The organism is Burkholderia sp. 22PA0099, from assembly GCF_047497165.1.
In the GTDB taxonomy this organism is placed as follows: domain Bacteria; phylum Pseudomonadota; class Gammaproteobacteria; order Burkholderiales; family Burkholderiaceae; genus Burkholderia.
On record NZ_CP163165.1, the window covers coordinates 3904404 to 3922092 of the forward strand.

16 protein-coding genes and 1 other RNA gene are annotated in these 17689 nt (G+C 66.0%); 4 read left to right on the forward strand and 13 right to left on the reverse strand.

Going from position 1 to position 17689, the window contains the following annotated elements; translation table 11 throughout:
* Nucleotide 1 precedes the first annotated feature (1 nt).
* Nucleotides 2-430, reverse strand: coding sequence for a 50S ribosomal protein L13 (gene rplM / locus AB4851_RS32685; protein ID WP_414443929.1), 429 nt, complete (start codon nt 428-430; stop codon nt 2-4).
* A gap of 622 nt (nt 431-1052) precedes the next feature.
* Here rplM and AB4851_RS32690 point away from each other — a divergent pair.
* Nucleotides 1053-1475, forward strand: coding sequence for an OsmC family protein (locus AB4851_RS32690; RefSeq protein WP_414443927.1), 423 nt, complete (start codon nt 1053-1055; stop codon nt 1473-1475).
* A 78-nt stretch (nt 1476-1553) separates the two neighbouring features.
* On the opposite strand, the gene rnpB is transcribed toward AB4851_RS32690, so the two are convergent.
* The 3 genes from rnpB to pyrC all read right to left on the reverse strand — a co-directional run bounded on the left by rnpB (nt 1554) and on the right by pyrC (nt 4024).
* Nucleotides 1554-1965: RNase P RNA component class A (gene rnpB / locus AB4851_RS32695), an RNA gene on the reverse strand.
* A 158-nt stretch (nt 1966-2123) separates the two neighbouring features.
* The gene (locus tag AB4851_RS32700; RefSeq protein WP_414450346.1) at nt 2124-2957 is read right to left on the reverse strand and encodes a DUF3025 domain-containing protein; all 834 of its coding nucleotides are present in this window, start codon (nt 2955-2957) and stop codon (nt 2124-2126) included.
* A complete protein-coding gene (gene pyrC, locus AB4851_RS32705) occupies nt 2954-4024 on the reverse strand; it encodes a dihydroorotase (RefSeq protein ID WP_414450347.1) in 1071 nt (356 codons plus the stop codon). Before pyrC ends, AB4851_RS32700 begins: the two co-directional genes overlap by 4 nt.
* A 203-nt stretch (nt 4025-4227) precedes the next feature.
* On the opposite strand from pyrC, the gene AB4851_RS32710 reads away from it, so the two are divergent.
* Nucleotides 4228-5163 (forward strand): class II glutamine amidotransferase, encoded by a 936-nt coding sequence (locus tag AB4851_RS32710; RefSeq protein ID WP_414443925.1) that lies wholly within the window; start codon nt 4228-4230, stop codon nt 5161-5163.
* A 107-nt stretch (nt 5164-5270) separates the two neighbouring features.
* On the opposite strand, the gene AB4851_RS32715 is transcribed toward AB4851_RS32710, so the two are convergent.
* From AB4851_RS32715 to AB4851_RS32740, 6 genes are all read right to left on the reverse strand, one after another.
* Nucleotides 5271-5996, reverse strand: a complete 726-nt coding sequence (locus AB4851_RS32715; RefSeq protein ID WP_414443924.1) for an amino acid ABC transporter ATP-binding protein — start codon at nt 5994-5996, stop codon at nt 5271-5273.
* On the reverse strand, nt 5993-6670 hold the full coding sequence (gene gltK, locus AB4851_RS32720; protein WP_414443923.1) for a glutamate/aspartate ABC transporter permease GltK: 678 nt from the start codon (nt 6668-6670) through the stop codon (nt 5993-5995). The genes AB4851_RS32715 and gltK overlap by 4 nt, the downstream gene beginning before the upstream one ends.
* The gene (locus tag AB4851_RS32725) at nt 6670-7410 is read right to left on the reverse strand and encodes an amino acid ABC transporter permease (RefSeq protein ID WP_414443922.1); all 741 of its coding nucleotides are present in this window, start codon (nt 7408-7410) and stop codon (nt 6670-6672) included. Before AB4851_RS32725 ends, gltK begins: the two co-directional genes overlap by 1 nt.
* A gap of 87 nt (nt 7411-7497) precedes the next feature.
* Nucleotides 7498-8391: a glutamate/aspartate ABC transporter substrate-binding protein gene (locus AB4851_RS32730; RefSeq protein ID WP_414443921.1), complete on the reverse strand. Its 894-nt coding sequence runs from the start codon at nt 8389-8391 to the stop codon at nt 7498-7500.
* A gap of 235 nt (nt 8392-8626) precedes the next feature.
* Entirely contained in the window at nt 8627-9931 is a 1305-nt protein-coding gene (locus tag AB4851_RS32735) for a Glu/Leu/Phe/Val family dehydrogenase (protein WP_414450348.1), read from the reverse strand.
* A gap of 212 nt (nt 9932-10143) precedes the next feature.
* Nucleotides 10144-11100 carry a LysR family transcriptional regulator gene (locus tag AB4851_RS32740; protein WP_414443919.1) on the reverse strand — a complete coding sequence of 319 codons (957 nt, stop codon included), beginning with the start codon at nt 11098-11100 and terminating at the stop codon, nt 10144-10146.
* A 323-nt stretch (nt 11101-11423) separates the two neighbouring features.
* Here AB4851_RS32740 and AB4851_RS32745 point away from each other — a divergent pair, with 323 nt between their 5' ends.
* Both AB4851_RS32745 and purB read left to right on the forward strand, forming a co-directional pair.
* Nucleotides 11424-12815 (forward strand): MFS transporter, encoded by a 1392-nt coding sequence (locus tag AB4851_RS32745; protein WP_414450349.1) that lies wholly within the window; start codon nt 11424-11426, stop codon nt 12813-12815.
* Between the two features lie 423 nt (nt 12816-13238).
* Nucleotides 13239-14627: an adenylosuccinate lyase gene (purB, locus tag AB4851_RS32750; RefSeq protein WP_414450350.1), complete on the forward strand. Its 1389-nt coding sequence runs from the start codon at nt 13239-13241 to the stop codon at nt 14625-14627.
* Nucleotides 14628-14767: 140 nt separating this feature from the next.
* Here purB and AB4851_RS32755 read toward each other — a convergent pair whose 3' ends face one another.
* From AB4851_RS32755 to eda, 3 genes are all read right to left on the reverse strand, one after another.
* Nucleotides 14768-15271: a gluconokinase gene (locus AB4851_RS32755; protein WP_414450351.1), complete on the reverse strand. Its 504-nt coding sequence runs from the start codon at nt 15269-15271 to the stop codon at nt 14768-14770.
* A gap of 19 nt (nt 15272-15290) precedes the next feature.
* Nucleotides 15291-16655 carry a gluconate:H+ symporter gene (locus AB4851_RS32760; RefSeq protein ID WP_414450352.1) on the reverse strand — a complete coding sequence of 455 codons (1365 nt, stop codon included), beginning with the start codon at nt 16653-16655 and terminating at the stop codon, nt 15291-15293.
* Nucleotides 16656-17043: 388 nt separating this feature from the next.
* Nucleotides 17044-17670, reverse strand: a complete 627-nt coding sequence (gene eda, locus AB4851_RS32765) for a bifunctional 4-hydroxy-2-oxoglutarate aldolase/2-dehydro-3-deoxy-phosphogluconate aldolase (RefSeq protein WP_414450353.1) — start codon at nt 17668-17670, stop codon at nt 17044-17046.
* Nucleotides 17671-17689: the final 19 nt, after the last annotated feature.

Consider the following 17689-nt stretch of genomic DNA (forward strand, 5'->3'; position numbering starts at 1 on the left):
CTTAGAACTCGAGCGCCTGCGGCTGTTGGGCCGAGTGCGGATGCGTCGCTTCTGCGTAGACCTTGAGCTTCTTGATCATCGCGTAACCGAGCGGGCCCTTGGGCAGCATGCCCTTGACCGCCTTCTCGAGCGCACGGCCCGGGAAGCGTTCTTGCATCTTGCCGAACGTCGTTTCATAGATACCGCCCGGGTAGCCCGAGTGGCGGTAGTACTTCTTGTCCAGCGTCTTGTTGCCCGTGACTTTCAACTTGCTCGCGTTGATGACGATGATGAAATCACCGGTGTCGACGTGCGGAGTGAACTCAGGCTTGTGCTTGCCGCGCAGACGGCGTGCCACTTCGCTGGCAACACGGCCGAGAACCTTATCCGTCGCGTCAATCACGTACCATTCGCGCGTCACCTCATGGGCTTTTGCGGAAAACGTCTTCATGATCGATCCAAAAATAATGACTGCTGCCCTTGTTTTTTTCCTGCTTGGATTTGGTTGCGCTCTGGGCGCTGTGCAGGCTCTCCCTGATTCTTCTCCGCGGGCATGAATGCGGAAAACCGAGAATTATAAAGGAAATTTTGGCAAGCGGACAAACAAATCGACGATTGTCGACTCAGCCCTGAGCGATCGGCAGGCGGTGCGCCGCGATCCACGAAAAAAAGCCCGAACCGTCGTTCGGGCTGAATCCACCTTTGGAGAAGGGTGGAGGAGACATAAGGGGATTTCCGCAGCGCGGCAATCAATGGTCTGAATGATAGGAAGCCCGTCGCCGAAATTCAAGTCAATCCATATGGTAAAAACATATACCATCATGCGAAATTTCCATATCGATGCCTCGGTTGCCGCTCGGTCCCATTGAAATCAGTCACTTAGCCGCTATCTGCCGGGCATGAAAGCCCCGGAACGCGCGGCATCTTGCCCGTCCCGGTACCCCGTTGGAACGGCCGCACGCGCGACCGTCTCCTCCGATTCTTTCCATTCCCGCACTGCATCAGCCGACAGCTGCCACGCGGGCTACAATGCCGGTTCGCAATCGAAGCCGGAAAGACGGGAGCACACGCATATGGAATGCAAAGTTAGCTGGATGGGCCAGGAAGGCATGGCGTTCGTCGCCGAGACGGGCAGCGGCCACCTCGTGACGATGGATGGCGCGCCCGAAGGCGGCGGCCACAACCTTGCCGCCCGCCCGATGGAAATGGTGTTGCTCGGCACCGGCGGCTGCACCGCATACGACGTCGTGCTGATCCTGAAGAAAAGCCGCCAGGAAGTGACAGGCTGCTCGGTCACGCTGAAGGCCGAGCGCGCCAGCGAGGATCCGAAGGTGTTCACCAAGATCCACTTCCACTTCACCGTCACGGGCCGCAACCTGAACCCGGCCACGGTCGAGCGCGCGATCAACCTGTCGCACGACAAATACTGCTCGGCGTCGATCATGATCGCCAAGACGGCCGAACTGACGCACGGTTTCGATATCGTCGCCGGTTGAGGCAGGCTCCGGGCGCGGCGAGCGCCCATGAAAAAAGGCCGGCACCCTTCGGGGGCGCCGGCCTTTTAGCTTGAATCGGGGCAAAGCGGGCCGATAAGCCGGATTCTGTGCATCGTGCGCGCAGGACGCGCACGACGTGGCAGCCATTCCTCTAGGCGCGCCATTGCTGACGCGCTCAAGCTTCCTACCCGCAGACGAGACGGGGGCACCGTCCTGCATCTCGAAGATGCGCGCCTGCCTACTTGGAATTGCTCCGGGTGGAGGTTACCGTGCCGGCGTACGTCGCCGCAGCCGCGGTGCGCTCTTACCGCACCGTTTCACCCTTACCTGATCCCGGCTTGCGCCGGGCCATCGGCGGTCTGTTCTCTGTTGCCCTGTTCCGCGTGTCGCCACGGATGGCCGTTAGCCATCACCCTGCCCTGGCGGAGTCCGGACTTTCCTCGCCCCGCGCGGCCGAAACCGCGCAGGCCGCGACTGCCTGGCCCACTTTGCGACGCGAATTCTAGCATCCGCGCCGCCGCACCGCGAGCCGCATGGCGCGGAAACCGCCTGCGGGCATCGATGCAATCGAGATGGAATCGGAATGGGACCGACCAACAAACGGGGATCGAATCGCAATCGATCGACTCCACACCACGCCACGCCGGGTTACGCCACGGCCCGCCGCCCCGCGCGAAACACCTGCGCGTCGTCGTAGAAGCCTGCATCGGCATTGGCCGGCCACCAGCCCGGCACACCGAGCACCGGCAGCGGCGCGAACCCGCGGCTCGACGGCAGCCGCGCGTCGAAGCCGGCCGCCACGTGCGCATCGAGCCAGCCTCGCCGCGCGCCTTCGTCCCAGTCGAAGAACGCCGGCGGCGCCTCGACGATCCACGCATGCGCCGTGCACGCCTTGTACGGCTGCACGAGCTTTTCGAGCAACGCATGCCCGACCAGCCGCAATTCGCAGGCGCGCCCCCAGGCGGCGCGGTTCTCGACGAACAGCGCCTGCCAGCCGAAGTCGCGCAGCGCGGCGCCGAGCGCCGGATCGGCGGTGACGAACAGCGCGCCGTTCTCGTCGAGCAAGGTGAGCGCGTCGCGCACGCCGCCGCGCTCGCCGCCCACGCCGAGCGCATCGATGGCGGCCGACTGGCGTGCGTTGATCGCCGCCTTGATCCGCGGATACGCGAACCAGACGAGCGCATTGAAGAAATCGTGGAGATTGTGGCGAGTGGGCACGCCGCCGGTGGCGGCGATCTGCGTTTCGTAGGCGACGCCGGCCGGCAGCCCGGCCTGCTCGATGAAATGCAGCGGATGGCCGCGCCCGGTGGTCAGGCCAGCCGCGGTAGCGTCATCGCCGAGCGCCGCGAGCCAGGCGGCTTCGCCGGCCAGCGCCGCGGCCTGCCAGCGCGGGCCGCGCGCCGCGAACGGCGCCAGCCACGGCGCGGCCCAGTCGATCGAATCGAATCCGGCCGCGCGCGGGCCGCCGGCCGCCGATGTCACGCGAGACGCCAGCCGATCGATTCGCCGCCGCGCAGCGGCACCACCGAGGTGTCGCCCGCTTGCACCGTGGCCGGCAGTTGCCAGGTGTCACGCAGCAGCGTGACGGTGTCGGTGGCGCGCGGCAGGCCGTAGAAATCGGCGCCGAAGAAGCTCGCGAAGCCTTCGAGCTTGTCGAGTGCGCCGACCTGATCGAACGCCTCGGCATACAGTTCGAGCGCATGCAGCGCCGTATAGCAGCCCGCGCAGCCGCAGGCGGCTTCCTTCGCGTCCTTCTCGTGCGGCGCGCTGTCGGTGCCGAGGAAGAAGCGCGCGTTGCCCGAGGTGGCGGCTTCGACCAGCGCGACGCGGTGCGTCTCGCGCTTGAGCACCGGCAGGCAGTAGTAATGCGGACGGATCCCGCCGGTAAAGATGGCGTTGCGGTTGTAGAGCAGGTGATGCGCCGTGATCGTCGCGCCGAGCGTGCCCGGTGCGGCATCGGCGTCGCGCACGTAGTCGGCCGCGTCCTTGGTGGTGATGTGCTCGAACACCACCTTCAGCGCCGGGAAATCGCGGCGCAGCGGCGTCATCACGCGGTCGATGAAGACCTTCTCGCGATCGAACAGATCGATATCGGCATTGGTCACCTCCCCGTGCACGAGCAGCGGCATGCCCACTTCCTGCATCGCCTCGAGCGCGCTCGCGCATTTGCGCAGGTCGGTCACGCCCGCATCCGAATTGGTGGTGGCGCCGGCCGGATACAGCTTCACGCCGTGCACGAAGCCGCTCGCCTTGGCGCGGCGGATCTCGTCGCCGGGCGTGTTGTCGGTCAGGTAGAGCGTCATCAGCGGCTCGAACGTCATGCCGGCCGGCAGCGCGGCCAGGATGCGCGCGCGATAGGCTTCGGCCTGCGCCGTGGTGGTCACGGGCGGCTTCAGGTTCGGCATGATGATCGCGCGGCCGAACTGGCGCGCGGTGTGCGGCAGCACGGCCGCCAGCATCGCGCCGTCGCGCACGTGAAGGTGCCAATCGTCGGGACGGGCGAGAGTCAGCGAGGAGACGGGAGCGGAGGCGGCGTTCTGGGCGGTCATGGCGTCGTAGGGGTAAGGCGGGCAACCAGCAGCGAGATGGCTGCTGCAGCCGCGCCCCGCGGCGCCAAGTGACGGAAAACCGCAACACGATGTCGTGTGCGCGCGGTTCCGCTTTTGGCCGCCCGGGGCTGGGTGTATGCTTGAAACCACTATTGTACCGGTTCCGCCCGGTGTCCCTACCCGCCAGACCTGCCGCAACATCTATGTGCCAACTCTTCGGAATGAACTGCGCCGAGCCGACGGACGTGACCTTCTCGTTTACCGGTTTCGCGGCCCGCGGCGGGCTGACGGATCATCACGCGGACGGTTGGGGCATCGCCTTCTTCGAAGATAAAGCCTGCCGCCTGTTCCTCGATCACCAGTCGTCGGCCACCTCGCCGATCGCCGAAATGGTGAAGCGCTATCCGATCAAGTCGAAGAACACGATCGCCCATATCCGCAAGGCCACGCAAGGCGCCATCCTGCTCGAGAACAGCCATCCGTTCATGCGCGAGCTGTGGGGGCGCCACTGGATCTTCGCGCATAACGGCGACCTGCCCGGCTATGCGCCCGAACTGAGCGACGGCGTGTATCAACCGGTCGGCACGACCGACAGCGAACAGGCGTTCTGCATGCTGATGCAGGGCCTGCGCGACACGTTCCCCGGCGCGCAGCCGCCGCTGCCCGAACTGTTCGAGCGGCTCGCCGAGCTGACCGAGGCGATCACCGCCTACGGCGTGTTCAACTTCCTGCTGTCGAACGGCCAGGCGCTGTTCGCGCACTGCTCGACGCGGCTGCACTATCTCGTGCGCCGCTGGCCGTTCTCCACCGCGCACCTGATCGACGAGGATCTCTCGATCGATTTCGCGAAGTACACCACGCCCGAGGATCGCGTCGCCGTGATCGCCACCCAGCCGCTGACCGACGACGAAGTCTGGACCGCGTTCGAGCCGGGCGAACTGATGATGTTCCAGTGCGGCGACGTGGCCGCGCAAACGCGCGTGAAGGTGCCCGAAATCGTGCTCGAGAAGCTGCGCAATCCGTCGCTCGATCCATCGTCCTCGCAAAACTGCCGCCGCACCGCCGCCACCGCCGGCGACACCACGCTCGCCGCGGCAGCCGCTGCGATGGCCACCGGCGACGATCCCGTCGATTTCTGAGGCGGCGCACGCAACACATTCCCTGCTGCAATGAAAAACGCCCGGCGCGATGCCGGGCGTTTTTCATTGGCGCACTGCCGCCGCGCAAGCGCGGCTCGGCGCGACACTCAGTGCAGGATCTTCGCGAGGAAGTCCTTGGCGCGATCCGACTTCGGATTCGCGAAAAATTCATCCTTGCGGTCGTCCTCGACGATGGCGCCCTTGTCCATGAAGATCACGCGATGGGCCACCTTCTTCGCGAAGCCCATTTCGTGCGTCACGCACATCATCGTCATGCCTTCCTGCGCCAGCTCGACCATCACGTCGAGCACCTCGTTGATCATCTCGGGATCGAGCGCCGAGGTGGGCTCGTCGAACAGCATCGCGATCGGATCCATCGACAGCGCGCGCGCAATCGCCACACGCTGCTGCTGACCGCCCGAAAGCTGCCCCGGGAACTTGTGCGCATGCGCCTTTAGGCCCACACGGTCGAGCAGGCGCAGGCCCTTTTCGTTGGCTTCGTCCTTGCTGCGGCCGAGCACCTTGATCTGCGCGAGCGTCAGATTTTCCGTGATCGACAGATGCGGAAACAGTTCGAAGTGCTGGAACACCATGCCGACCTTCGAGCGCAGCTTCGACAGATTGGTGCGCTTGTCGCCCACCGAATCGCCGTTGACGAGGATCTCGCCCTGCTGGAACGGTTCGAGGCCGTTCACCGTCTTGATCAGCGTGGATTTGCCCGAGCCCGACGGCCCGCACACCACCACCACTTCGCCCTTCTTCACTTCCGTCGTGCAGTCGGTCAGCACCTGGAACTGGCCGTACCACTTCGAAACGTTCTTGATGGAAATCATCTTGTGACCTTTTTCTGAAGACCCTTGACGAGTGCGGAGGCGATCACGCACACGACGAAATAGCAGGCGCCGGCGAACAGGACCATCTCGACGGTGGTGCCGTCACGATCGCCGATGTTGCTGGCGGTACGGAAGAAATCCGCGAGGCTGATCACGTAGACGAGCGAGGTGTCCTGGAACAACACGATCGCCTGCGTCAGCAGCAGCGGCACCATGGCGCGGAACGCCTGCGGCAGGATCACGAGACGCATCGCCTGCGCGTAGCTCATGCCGAGCGCGAACGCCGCGTTCACCTGGCCGCGCGACACCGCCTGAATGCCGGCGCGGATGATCTCGGAATAATACGCGGCTTCGAACAACGAAAACGCGATCATCGCCGAGGCGAGCCGGATATCGATGGTCGGCGACAGCCCGAGCACACCCTGCAACACCTGCGGCACGATCAGGAAGAACCACAGCAGCACCATCACCAGCGGGATCGAACGGAACACCGTGACGTAGAGCCGCGAGAACCATTGCAGCGGCTTCACGCCCGACAGCCGCATCAGCGCGAGCAGCGTGCCCCACACGATGCCGACCACGATCGCCAGCACGGTGATCTGCAACGTGACGATGGCGCCTGTCCACAGCGCGGGCAGCGCGCCCGGAATACCGCTCCAGTCGAAATCGTGCATCACTTGCCTCCGATATAGCCGGGCAGGCGCGTTTTCGCCTCGATCCAGCGCATCAAGGCCATCACGACCAGGTTGATGATCACGTACGCGAGCGTGACCGCGATGAACGACTCGTAGGTTTGCGCGGTGTAGTCGACGAGCTGGCGCGCCTGGGCCGACAGATCGAGCAGGCCGATCGTCGAGGCCACGGCCGAGTTCTTGAAGATGTTGAGGAACTCGGAGGTGAGCGGCGGCACGATGATGCGGTACGCCACCGGCAGCAGCACGTAGCGGTAGGTCTGCCATTCGGTAAAGCCCATCGCCAGGCCGGCCCCGCGCTGGCCCTTCGGCAGCGCGTTGATGCCCGAGCGCACCTGCTCGCACACGCGCGCGCCCGTGAACAGGCCCAGACAGACGATCGACGCCGTGAAGAACTGCGTGCTCGGCGGCAGCTGCTTGATCCAGGTGCCGATCGACGCGGGCAGCAGCTCGGGTATGACCAGATACCAGACGAAGAACTGCACGATCAGCGGGATGTTGCGGAAGATCGACACGTACAGCGTGCCGATCGCGGACAGCCGCCGGTCGGGCACGGTACGCAGCACGCCGAACAGCGAACCGACGATCAGCGCGACCACCCAGGCCGCGAGCGAGACCTTGATCGTCACCCCGAAGCCCGACAGCAGCCAGCCGAGGTAAGTGGTCGGCTCGCCCGTCGAAACGGGACTCAGGAAAATGCCCCAGTTCCAGTGGTAAGACATGATGGACAAGACTCCAGCAAAAAGAAAACGGAAGAAGCGGAGCGCCTCTTCCGTTGCGTCAGAGCAAGGTGTGAAACCGGCTCGGGTTTAGTCGAGCGCCTTGTCGTTCGGGTTCGCGTACAGCTTCTTCATCGAATCCGACAGCGGGAAGTTCAGATTCAGGCCCTTCGGCGGAATCGGATTCTCGAACCACTTCGTGTACAGCTTGGCCGCGTCGCCCGACTTCTCGAGTTCGGTGATCGAATCGTCGACCACCTTCTTGAACGCCGGATCGTCCTTGCGCATCATGCAGCCGTAGGCTTCTTCCGATTGCGGCGTGCCGACGATCACCCAGTTGTCCGGCTTCTTGGCCTTGGCGCGTTCGCCTGCCAGCAGCGCGTCGTCCATCATGAACGCCACGGCGCGACCCGTTTCCAGCGTCTGGAACGATTCGCCGTGATCCTTCGCGCTGATGATGTTCATGCCCATCTGCTTGTCGTTGTTCATCGCGCGCAGCAGGCGTTCCGACGTGGTGCCGGCAGTCGTCACGACGGTCTTGCCCTTCAGGTCGGCGAAGTCCTTCACGCCCGAATCCTTCGAGGTCATCAGGCGCGTGCCGATCACGAAATAGGTGGTCGAGAAGGCGGCCTGCTTCTGGCGGTCGAGGTTGTTGGTGGTCGAGCCGCATTCGATGTCGACGGTGCCGTTCTGCACCAGCGGAATGCGGTTCTGCGACGTGACCGGAATGTTCTTCACCTGCAGGTTCGGCAGGCTCAGCTTCTTCTTCACGGCGTCGACGATCTTCATCTGGAAGTCACGCGCGTACCCGATCACGTTCTGGCTTTGGTCGTAGTACGAAAACGGGATCGACGACTCGCGGTGGCCGAGAGCGATCACGCCGGTGTCCTTGATCTTCTTCAGCGTCCCGGTTTCTTGCGCCACGGCCCCACCCGCGAACGTGGCGAGAGCGGCGGCCATCAGCAGCGCTTTTTTGAAATTCATCTGGTATCTCCTTGGGCTAACCGGCGCCAGTCTAGCAAAGTAATTTTTTTGAAAGTAATTATTGTTAACCACTGTTTTTATTGTGCAACGACCATTCGCAGCCGTGCGAAATGCGCCTAAGTCAGGCGTACAGATGCGCCGAAGCGGGCAGCGCCGGATTCGGCGCTGCCCGCTTCGAGAAGGTGCCTCGGCGGGTAGCCGCGGCACCGGGTGGATCGTCGCCCGAAGGCGTCGATCAGGGGTAGAGACCGCGCATTTCGCGCGCTTGCAGGATGCGTTTGCACGCCACGATGAAGGCGGCCGTACGCACCGTCACGCCGTGCTCTTCCGACACCGCCCAGACGCCGCCGAACGCTTCGCGCATGATGCGTTCGAGACGCAGGTTGATCTCGTCCTCGGTCCAGAAGAAGCTCGAGAAATCCTGCACCCATTCGAAGTACGACACGGTCACGCCGCCGGCGTTGGCGATCACGTCGGGGATCACCAGCGTGCCGTTGGCCGCCAGGATGTCGTCGGCCGCCGTGGTGGTCGGGCCGTTCGCGCCTTCCACGACGATCTTCGTGCGGATCTTGCCGGCGTTCTTCTCGGTGATCTGGTTTTCCAGCGCGGCCGGAATCAGGATTTCGGTTTCGATGGTCCAGAACTCGTCGTTCGGAATCGATTCGGCGCCTTCGAAGCCCGCCACGCCGCCGGTACGCGCCACGTGATCGAGCAGCTTGTACGCGTCGAGGCCGGCCGGCTGATAGATCGTGCCGGTGTGATCCTGCACCGTGATGACCTTCGCGCCCGCTTCCTGGAACAGCCTGCCGGCGATCCCGCCGACGTTGCCGAAGCCCTGCACGGCGATGCGCGCGCCTTCGATGGCGACGCCCTTCTTCTTGGCCGCTTCGCAGCCGACCACGAACACGCCGCGGCCGGTCGCTTCACGACGGCCGAGCGAGCCGCCCAGCGTGATCGGCTTGCCGGTCACGACGCCGGTGGCGGTTTGGCCCTGGTTCATCGAGTAGGTGTCCATCATCCACGCCATCACCTGTTCGTTGGTGTTGACGTCGGGCGCCGGAATGTCCGTGTTCGGCCCGATGATGATGCCGATCTCGCTGGTGTAGCGGCGCGTCATGCGTTCGAGTTCGCCGCGCGAGAGCTTGCGCGGGTCGACGCGGATGCCGCCCTTCGCACCGCCGTACGGCACGTTGACGGCCGCGTTCTTGACCGACATCCACGCCGACAGCGCCATCACTTCCGACAGCGTCACGTCCTGGTGATAACGGATGCCGCCCTTGCCCGGGCCGCGCGACACGTTGTGCTGCACGCGATAGCCCTCGAAGTGGGCCACCGTGCCGTTATCGAGTTCGATCGGCACGTCGACGATCAGGATGCGCTTCGGGCGCTTCAGCGTTTCGAGCCAGCGCGACAGCGAGCCGAGGTACGGCGCGACGCGATCGACCTGCTGCAGGTAGTTGCCCCACGGACCCAACGCCTCGGCGTTCAGGTAGGACGGCACGGATTGCACGGGGGACGGGGACTGCGGTTGCGAAGACATGGATTCTCCAACGGTCAGCGAATGACGCCATTGTCGAAAAACGCATTTTCGAAATCCAATGCCGTTTGCTTATTCGATTATGCGTTTTTTGCATGATCGCGCTATTGCTGGGCAAAGCGCGTGTTCCCGGCATGAACGCCAGCAATCCGCATGCCTTCGAACCGGCGCGCGCGGGCGGTGCGCGCCGAGTAACCTCACCGGCCGCGCGGGATTCAGCGCGCGCGCTGCGCGAGTTCCTCGCTCACGGCGTCCCACAGCGCGCGCACCAGCGCGTGGCGGGCATCGTCGCCTTGCGCGGCGAGCTTGTCGCGGTAGAGCCGGATCTCCATGTTCAGCGTGAACGGCTGCGCGGCGCCGGCGCGGGCCGGCCGGTCGAGCCGGATCAGCGCGCCGCCCGCCACGGCATCCTCCACCGCGCTGTGCGGCAGGAACGCCACGCCGTGCCCGGCCAGCGCCATCGCCTTCAGCCCTTCGGCCATGTCCGTTTCATAAACACGATCGAGATACAGCGGCTCGCGCGCATTGGCGATGATCACCTCGGTCATCCGGCCCAGATAGGCGTTCGGCGTGTAGGAGAGGTACGGCACCGGCGCGTCGGCGTCGCCGGGCAGCGTGTAGCGCGGCCGCCCGGCGCGCAGCGGCGCCGAGAACGGGCTGATCGGCTCCATGCCGAGCGTGAGCATGTCGTAGCGCGCCGGGTCGAGCGCGACCGGGTGGCTCGGATGGTGATAGCCCATCACCAGATCGCAGCCGCCTTCCACCAGCGACAGCACCGCATCGTGCACGTTCAGCGCGCGCAACCGCGTATGCACCGGCCCGAGCTTGGCCTCGATGCGCTGCAGCCAGAACGGGAAATAGGTCAGCGACAGCGTGTGCGGCACCGCGAACTCGATGGTCGGCACCGGCGCCACGGCGTGCCCGCGCAGCAGCGTGCGCGCCTCGTGCGCCTGCGACAGCATGGTCAGCGCCTGTTCGAGAAACACCTGGCCGGCCTGCGTGAGCCGCGTGGGATAGACGGAACGGTCGATCAGCTCGGTGCCGAGCCAGGCTTCGAGCGCCTGGATGCGCCGCGAGAACGCCGGCTGCGAGACGTGCCGCAGCTCCGCCGACCGGCTGAAGCTGCGCGTCTCCGCGAGCGAGACGAAGTCTTCCAGCCATTTCAGTTCCATGCGGACCTTGCTGCGCGACGAGTGTGGAGCCCGCATTGTAGCCGCGCACCGAAGCGATCCGGCTGCACTGGTGCGGTGCCGCACGCGCGCCAGGTTCGCGCAGCCACCCGGCGGCCATGGTGCGCGAAGCGGGCACCGCAACGGCCGCGTGTCGCCCGGCCCGCGCGTCGTCCGGGCCGGAATCCGCCCCCCGCGCGCGATCCCGCACCGCCCCTCGAAACATGCATGCCAATGGCATGAAGCTTGCGGATAGCGAGCTCGGGCAGCGGCGTCCGGTTTCGCCGATCCGCCCATCGACCGACCGCCCATTTCAGAGGCCCCCGATGACGACTTCCCTCCGCGCTTCGCTCGCGAGCGGCAACTGGCGCTCCCTGCTGGCCTGCTTCCTGTATTTCGACACGGGCTTCACGGTCTGGGTGCTGTACGGCCCGCTCGCGCCGTTCATCGGCAAGGACCTCACGATGACGGCGGCCCAGCAGGGCTTCCTGGTCGCGGTGCCGGTGCTGGCGGCGGCGATCCTGCGCGTCACGCTCGGCAACCTCTATCAGTCGACCGACGGCCGCCGCATCGCGCTGATGGGCGTGCTGCTGTCGGCGATCCCGGCCGTGGTGCTGCCGTTCGTGCCGGGCGCGCCGTCCTACACGCTGCTGCTGGTGCTCGGCGTGTTCCTCGGCATCGGCGGCGCGAGCTTCGCGGTGGCGCTGCCGATGGCGGGCAGCAGCTATCCGCCGAAGGTGCAGGGGCTGGTGCTCGGGCTGGCCGCGGCCGGCAACATCGGCGCGGTGCTCGACGGTTTCCTGTTCCCGCATCTGGCCGCCGTGCTCGGCTGGAAGATGTCGACCGCCGCCGCGCTGCCGCTGCTGGCGATCGCCGGCTTCGCGCTGTTCGCGTGGGCCGAGGATCGCGGCGAAAAAAGCGGCAGCACGCCGCGCGCGCTCGCGGCGTTCGCGATCTCGCTGGCCGGCCTGCTGGCGCTGGTGCTGGCGGTTCACGCCGGGCTGTTCGGCGCGGGCAAGACGGGCGTGCTGCTGTTGCCGGTGCTCGGCGCGCTGCTGGCGATCCTGGTGCTGCCCGCGCATTACCGCAAGGTGCTGGCCGAACGCGATACGTGGGTCGTGATGCTGGTCTACAGCATCACGTTCGGCGGCTTCGTCGGCATGTCCTCGTACGTCACGCTGCTGCTGACCAACCTCTATCAGATGCCGAAGATCGAAGCGGGCCTGTTCATGTCGCTGCTGGCGTTCCTCGGCGCGATCGTGCGGCCGTTCGGCGGCTATCTGGCCGACCGCGTGACGGGCGTGCGCGCGCTGATCGTGCTGCTGGCCGCGATCGCGGCGGCTGATTTCGCGTTCGCCGCCTGGATGCCGCCGCTCGCGGGCGGCATCGCGCTGCTGGTGTGCCTGTATCTGGCCTTCGGGCTCGGCAACGGCTCGACGTTCCAGCTCGTGCCGCACCGCTGGCGCGGCCGCACCGGGCTGCTGTCGGGGATCGTCGGCGCGGCCGGCGGCATCGGCGGCTTCTATCTGCCCGTCATCATGGGCATCGCCAAGGAAAGCACCGGCAGCTACCAGCTCGGCTTCGCGACGTTCGGCGCGCTGGCCACCGTCGCCTGCGGGCTGGTGGTGATGCTGCGCACGCAATGGCTCGGCTGGGCCAGCACGGCGTCGAGCGGTGCAGCCGGCGGCGCGCTGCATACGGCGCACGCGACCGAGTAGGCCTCGCCGGGGAAGGCGGCCGGCCGGGGCAGCGTGGACACCAACCCGCCAAGACCGAGCCATAAGCCGGCCGCCGCCCAACTGACACCCGGCCGCGGCCGAGCCACAACCCGGCCGTCTCCCGACTGCCACCCGGCTGGGACCGAGCCACAATCCGGCCGCCTTCCAACTGCCACCCGGCCGCGACCGAGTCACAACCCGGCCGCCTTCCAACTGCCACCCGGCTCCAACCGAGCCACAACCCGGACGCCTTCCAACTGCCGCCCGGCTCCGACCAAGCCACAATCCGGCCACCTTGCCACGCCAACAACCGCCCCCGCCCGCCCCCTCCGCCGGCGGCCCGCATCATGCGCCGCCGGACCCGCCCCCCGCCGATGGTAAAATTCCGGGTTACCTTCTCCACGCCCGACCGGCCGCCCCATCATGTCCGACACCCGCCCCGACACCCTTTTCGCCCTCACCGCGCTGTCGCCGCTCGACGGCCGCTACGCCAGCAAGACGGAAGCCCTGCGCGACTGGCTCTCCGAAGCGGCGTTCATGCGCCATCGCGTGACCGTCGAGGTCCATTGGCTGATCGCGCTGTCGCGCGCCGGTTTCGCCGAAGTGCCGCGCTTCTCGGAAGCGTCCGAGCAATTCCTGCTGCAACTGGTCGAGCGCTTCACGGCCCACGACGCGGCGCGCATCAAGGATATCGAGCGCGTCACGAACCATGACGTGAAGGCCGTCGAATACTGGCTCAAGGAATCGGTCAAGGGCCAGCCGGAGCTGGAGCGCGCCAGCGAATTCATCCACTTCGCCTGCACCTCGGAAGACATCAACAACACCTCGCACGGCATGATGCTCGCCGGCGCGCGCGACAACGTGATCGTCCCGGCGCTGCGCACCGTGCATCAGCGCCTCGTCGCGCTCGCGCACGCCCAGGCCGAACAGCCGATGCTGTCGCGCACCCACGGCCAGCCGGCCAGCCCGACCACGCTCGGCAAGGAAATCGCCAACGTCGCGGCCCGCCTGGCGCGCGCCATCGATCGCATCGCCAAGGTCGAGCTGCTCGGCAAGATGAACGGCGCGGTCGGCAACTTCAACGCGCACCTGTCGGCCTACCCGACGTTCGACTGGGAAGCGTTCTCGAAGGACGTGGTCGAAAACCGCCTGAAGCTCGGCTTCAACCCGTACACGATCCAGATCGAACCGCACGACTACATGGCCGAGCTGTTCGACGCCGTGGCGCGCGCCAACACGATCCTGCTCGACCTCGACCGCGACGTGTGGGGCTACATCGCGCTCGGCTACTTCAAGCAGCGCACCAAGGCCGGCGAAATCGGCTCGTCGACCATGCCGCACAAGGTCAACCCGATCGATTTCGAGAACTCGGAAGGCAACCTGGGCCTGGCCAACGCCACGCTGCGCCATCTGTCCGAGAAGCTGCCGGTGTCGCGCTGGCAGCGCGACCTGACCGATTCGACGGTGCTGCGCAACATCGGCGTCGCGTTCGGCTACTCGCTGCTCGCCTACGACGCGCTGACGCGCGGCCTCGACAAGCTCGAAGTGAACCCGTCGCGCCTGAACGAAGATCTCGACAACTGCTGGGAAGTGCTGGCCGAGCCGGTGCAGACGGTCATGCGCCGCTACGGCATCGAGAACCCGTACGAGCAACTGAAGGAACTGACGCGCGGCAAGGGCATCACGCGCGAAGCGCTGCAGGAATTCGTCGGCGGCCTGGCGATTCCGCAAGACGCCAAGGATCTGCTGCTGGCCATGACGCCCGGCTCGTACATCGGCAAGGCCGTCGAACTGGCCAAGCGCATCGCGTAACACCGGCGCGGCCCGCCGTCGCCGGCCGGGCCGCACGCCGTTCGCGCCAAACAGAAAAGCGCCCGGGGCTTTCGCCGCCGGGCGCTTTTTTCATGGGCGCGGCCCGCAATGGGCCACGCGGATTCCGATCGCCGGAACGCTCAGGATTGCGCGGAAAGGCCGAGCTTTTTCAGCACCTCGTCCACCATCTGCTCGGGCGTCTGCTCGATGCTGACCTGCACCGCTTCGTCGTCGCCCGGCACTTCGAGCGTATCGAGCTGGCTTTTCAGCAGCTTCGGATCGAAGAAGTGGCCGGTGCGCGTCTTCAGGCGCTCGGTCAGCACCTCGAAGCTGCCGTGCAGATAGACGAAGCGCACGTCGTGGTCGCCGCCGCGCAGCACGTCGCGGTACGCCCGCTTGAGCGACGAGCAGGTGAACACGGCCGTTTCGCCGGCCTGCTGCTTCGCCTCGATCGCCGTGCGGATCGACTTCAGCCACGGCCAGCGGTCGTCGTCGGTCAGCGGAATGCCCTGATGCATCTTCTCCTTGTTGGCGGCGCTGTGAAACGCGTCGCCGTCGGTGAACGTACATCCGAGACGCTCCGCCAGCAGCTCGCCGATGCGCGACTTGCCGGCGCCCGAGACGCCCATTGCGATCAAAATCATTGACTACCCCTTGTTGCTGTTACAGGACGGTGGCCAGCGCCATCGTCAGACCCAGGCCCATCAGCGAAATGATGGTTTCGAGCAGGGACCAGGTCTTGAACGTCTGACCGACCGTCATTCCGAAATATTCCTTGATCAGCCAGAACCCACCGTCATTGACGTGCGAGAAGATCAGCGAACCCGAGCCGGTGGCCAGCACCAGCAGTTCCGGCTTGACCGTCGAGGCCGAGGCCGCGGCGATCGGCGCGACGATGCCGCAGGCCGTCGTCATCGCCACGGTGGCGGAGCCGGTTGCCAGGCGCATCAGCGCGGCGGCGAACCAGCCGAGCAGCAGCGGCGACAGGTGCGCGGCCTTGGCCGTTTCGACGATCTGGGTGGAGATGCCGCTGTCGCGCAGGATGCCGCCGAAGCCGCCGCCCGCGCCGACGATCAGCGTGATGCCGGCGATCGGCGCCAGGCACTCGCCGCAGAACTTCTGGATCTGCTCGCGGTTGAAGCCCTGCTTCGCGCCGAACGTCCAGAAGCTGACCAGCACGGCGATCAGCAGCGCCACGTCGGAGTTGCCGGCGAAGCGCAGCAGGTTGTTCGGCACGGTTTTCGGTTCGAACACCAGGTCGGCCCAGCTGCCGACCAGCATCAGCACCACCGGCAGCAGGATCGTAGACAGCGTGATACCGAAGCCCGGCAGGTCGCGATCGCGCTTGGCCTGGTCGCCCGAATCGACGAACTGCGAGGCCAGCGGGTTGTTCGCCGGCAGCTTGACGTGCTTGTGGATCAGCAGCGCGAACAGCGGGCCGGCGACGATGGCGGTGGGAACACCGACCATCAGGCCGTAGGCGATGGTCTTGCCGATATCGGCGTGGAACGCCTGCACCGCGAGCAGCGCGGCCGGGTGCGGCGGGATCAGCCCGTGCACGACCGACAGGCCGGCCACCATCGGCAGGCCGACCAGCAGCAGCGATTTATTGGTGCGCTTGGCGACGTTGAACGCGATCGGGATCAGCAGCACGAAGCCCACTTCGAAGAACACCGGCAAGCCGATGATGATGGCCACGCACATCATCGCCCAGTGAATGTTCTTCTCGCCGAACCAGCCGATCAGCGTGACGGCGATCCGTTCGGCGCCGCCCGATTCGGCCATCATCTTGCCGAGCATGGTGCCGAGGCCGACCACGATCGCGATGTGGCCCAGCGTGCCGCCGTTGCCGGTTTCGAACGATTTGACGATCTTGTCCATCGGCATGCCGACCACGGCGCCCAGGCCGAGCGACACGATGATCAGGACCAGAAACGGATAGATCTTGAAGCGCGCGATCATCACGATCAGCAATACGATCGCGATCACCGTGCACCACAGCAGCCCGCTGCCTTGAACAGCACCCATGAACTCCTCCTAGCGATTATTGGAACCGGGCCGACGCACCACGACACCCGGCCATTCTTCTATGGGCCTGCGCGCGCGAACCTGACGCGCCCGACAGGACGCTGAATTCTACTTTCGTTTTAATCGGCGCGATAGAACCGGTTCCATGCGCATAAACCCCTAGAAAAAGGCCGAAAGTCTGAAGAATCGGGCGAATTGCGCCGCGCCTCGACGAGGCGGCGTCATGTCGCAATCGCGCGGCTCAACTATAGGGGATGGCGGCGGGTTTCGCCTCGCGAATGCGAGGCTCGGGAGGCAGAGGCGGCGGGCGCGGCCACAGCGCGGCGGGACCGATGGTCGCGGATGCAACCATCGGTCCCGCTCGACTTCAGAAGCGAACCGGCGCGCCTTAGCGCGTCAGTTGGCTGGCCGCCTGCGCGAGGCGCGTGACTTCGGCCCAGTCCTGCGCGGCCAGCGCCGCCTTCGGCGTGAGCCACGAGCCGCCGACGCACACCACGTTCGGCTGCTTGAGGAAATCGGGCGCCGACTGCGCGCTGATGCCGCCCGTCGGGCAGAACTTCAGCGTGGGGAACGGGCCGTGGAACGCCTGCAGCATCGGAATGCCGCCGGCTTGCTGGGCCGGGAAGAACTTGACGACTTCATAGCCGAGTTCGAGCGCGGCGATGATGTCGGTCGGCGTCATGACGCCCGGCAGCAGCGGCAGGCCGGCGTCCTGCGCGGCCTCGTGCATGGCGCGGGTCAGGCCCGGCGACACGCCGAACTGCGCGCCGGCCTTCTTGGCGAGCGCGCAGTGCTCGGGCTTCGTGATGGTGCCCACGCCGACCACGATGTCGTCGGCCAACTGGCTCGCGCGCTCGATCGCCTTGAGGCCGGCTTCGGTGCGCAGCGTGATTTCCAGCACCTTCACGCCGCCCGCGTGCAGCGCGCGCGAGACATGCTCGCCCTGCTCGACCGTCTCGAACGCGAGGACCGGAATCACCGGGCCGAGTTTCACGATGTCGTGGATGGTTTTCATCTGCTGCTTCTCCTGTAAC

Coding starts and splice junctions, on each gene's coding strand:
- rplM (WP_414443929.1), bottom strand. CDS start 430: ATGAAGACGTTTTCCGCAAAAGCCCATGAGGTGACGCGCGAATGGTAC.
- AB4851_RS32690 (WP_414443927.1), top strand. CDS start 1,053: ATGGAATGCAAAGTTAGCTGGATGGGCCAGGAAGGCATGGCGTTCGTC.
- pyrC (WP_414450347.1), bottom strand. CDS start 4,024: ATGACCGCCCAGAACGCCGCCTCCGCTCCCGTCTCCTCGCTGACTCTC.
- AB4851_RS32710 (WP_414443925.1), top strand. CDS start 4,228: ATGTGCCAACTCTTCGGAATGAACTGCGCCGAGCCGACGGACGTGACC.
- AB4851_RS32715 (WP_414443924.1), bottom strand. CDS start 5,996: ATGATTTCCATCAAGAACGTTTCGAAGTGGTACGGCCAGTTCCAGGTG.
- gltK (WP_414443923.1), bottom strand. CDS start 6,670: ATGCACGATTTCGACTGGAGCGGTATTCCGGGCGCGCTGCCCGCGCTG.
- AB4851_RS32725 (WP_414443922.1), bottom strand. CDS start 7,410: ATGTCTTACCACTGGAACTGGGGCATTTTCCTGAGTCCCGTTTCGACG.
- AB4851_RS32730 (WP_414443921.1), bottom strand. CDS start 8,391: ATGAATTTCAAAAAAGCGCTGCTGATGGCCGCCGCTCTCGCCACGTTC.
- AB4851_RS32735 (WP_414450348.1), bottom strand. CDS start 9,931: ATGTCTTCGCAACCGCAGTCCCCGTCCCCCGTGCAATCCGTGCCGTCC.
- AB4851_RS32740 (WP_414443919.1), bottom strand. CDS start 11,100: ATGGAACTGAAATGGCTGGAAGACTTCGTCTCGCTCGCGGAGACGCGC.
- AB4851_RS32745 (WP_414450349.1), top strand. CDS start 11,424: ATGACGACTTCCCTCCGCGCTTCGCTCGCGAGCGGCAACTGGCGCTCC.
- purB (WP_414450350.1), top strand. CDS start 13,239: ATGTCCGACACCCGCCCCGACACCCTTTTCGCCCTCACCGCGCTGTCG.
- AB4851_RS32755 (WP_414450351.1), bottom strand. CDS start 15,271: ATGATTTTGATCGCAATGGGCGTCTCGGGCGCCGGCAAGTCGCGCATC.
- AB4851_RS32760 (WP_414450352.1), bottom strand. CDS start 16,655: ATGGGTGCTGTTCAAGGCAGCGGGCTGCTGTGGTGCACGGTGATCGCG.
- eda (WP_414450353.1), bottom strand. CDS start 17,670: ATGAAAACCATCCACGACATCGTGAAACTCGGCCCGGTGATTCCGGTC.